2 protein-coding genes are annotated in these 1,331 nt (G+C 73.2%); both read left to right on the plus strand.

Annotation, left to right across the window (positions count from 1 at the left end):
* Positions 1-427, plus strand: a 427-nt coding sequence (locus D7X55_RS39440) for a chemotaxis protein CheW (RefSeq protein WP_147470424.1), incomplete at its 5' end; no start/stop codon positions are given.
* On the plus strand, positions 424-1,331 hold a 908-nt coding region (locus D7X55_RS39445), incomplete at its 3' end, for a protein-glutamate O-methyltransferase CheR (RefSeq protein ID WP_233610372.1). The genes D7X55_RS39440 and D7X55_RS39445, both read left to right, overlap by 4 nt.

Below are 1,331 nucleotides of genomic sequence, written 5' to 3' on the forward strand. Positions count from 1 at the left end.
GCGCTATGGCCTGCCCGTGGAGGACGTGCGCGAGCTGGTGCGCGCCGCGCGCCTCACGCCCCTGCCCCAGGCGCCCGACGTGGTGGAGGGACTGCTCAACCTGCGCGGGGACCTCTTGCCCGTGCTGGACCTGCGCCGCCGCTTCCGCCACCCCGCTCGCGCCCTGTCCCCCATGGACCACTTCATCGTCGCGTCCGCCGGTGGCCGGCGCGTGGCGATGCGCGTGGACCGGGCCGAAGGGCTGCACGCCGTCACCGCCGCGGAGTGGGACCCGTCCCCCCGGGAGCTGCCGGGCGTGGGCTTCGTGGCCGGAGCCGCGAAGCTTCCGGACGGGCTGGTGCTCGTGCACGACCTGCGCGCGTTCCTCTCCGAGGCGGAGGCGCTGCAACTCGACACCGCGCTCGGAGCCCTTCCGGAGCCCGCTTGATTGGCGGCGTCCTCCCCCGGGGTTTCAAGGAGGTGCTCGCCCTGGTGGAGGAGCGCGCGGGGCTCGCCGCGCCCAGCTGCCTGGCCGCCGCGATGGAAGGCATCCAGCGCGCCATGGCCCGCGCCAACCAGGAGGACGTGGACGCCTACCTGCGCGAGCTGTCCTACGACAACGCGCTGTTCGACGACCTGCTCACCGAGCTCACCATCGGGGAGACGTACTTCTTCCGCACCCACGAGCACTTCGACCACCTGCGCCGCGTGGTGCTGCCGGAGCTGCGCGAGCGCCGGGGACAGGAACACCTGCTGCGCGCGTGGAGCGCGGCGTGCTCGTCCGGCGAGGAGCCCTACTCCATCGCCGCGCTGCTGATGGCCGAGGGCTGGGAGGAGCGCATGTCCGTGCGCGCGACGGACGTGTCGCGCACGGCGCTGCAGCGCGCCCAGCAGGCCCGCTACACGGACTGGTCCCTGCGCGGTCCCTCCGCGGACCGCATGCGCCCCCACTTGAAGCAGGAGGGCCGCTTCTACTGGCTGTCCCCGGACGTGAAGCGCCACGTGCAGCTGGGCTACCTCAACCTGGCGCTGGAGACGTGGCCGTCCGCGGAGAGCGGCGTCTGGCAGCTGGACGTCATCTTCTGCCGCAACGTCCTCATCTACTTCAACCGCGCCACCATCGAGGGCGTGGCGCGCAGGCTCCATGCGTCGCTGGAGGACGGCGGGTATCTGTTCACGGGTCCGTCGGATCCGCCGCTCGCGGACTACGCGCCGCTGGAGCCCGTGCTCACGGAGTGGGGCGTGCTGTACCGCAAGCCCCCGGCCGGCTCGGGCGCGGGGCACTTCGTCCCGCTCCAACCGCTTCAGCCTCTGCCGCCGCTGCCCGCGACCGTTCCCGCTCCGCCCCTGCC

The sequence above is a fragment of the Corallococcus sp. AB049A genome (assembly GCF_003668885.1).
In the GTDB taxonomy this organism is placed as follows: domain Bacteria; phylum Myxococcota; class Myxococcia; order Myxococcales; family Myxococcaceae; genus Corallococcus; species Corallococcus interemptor.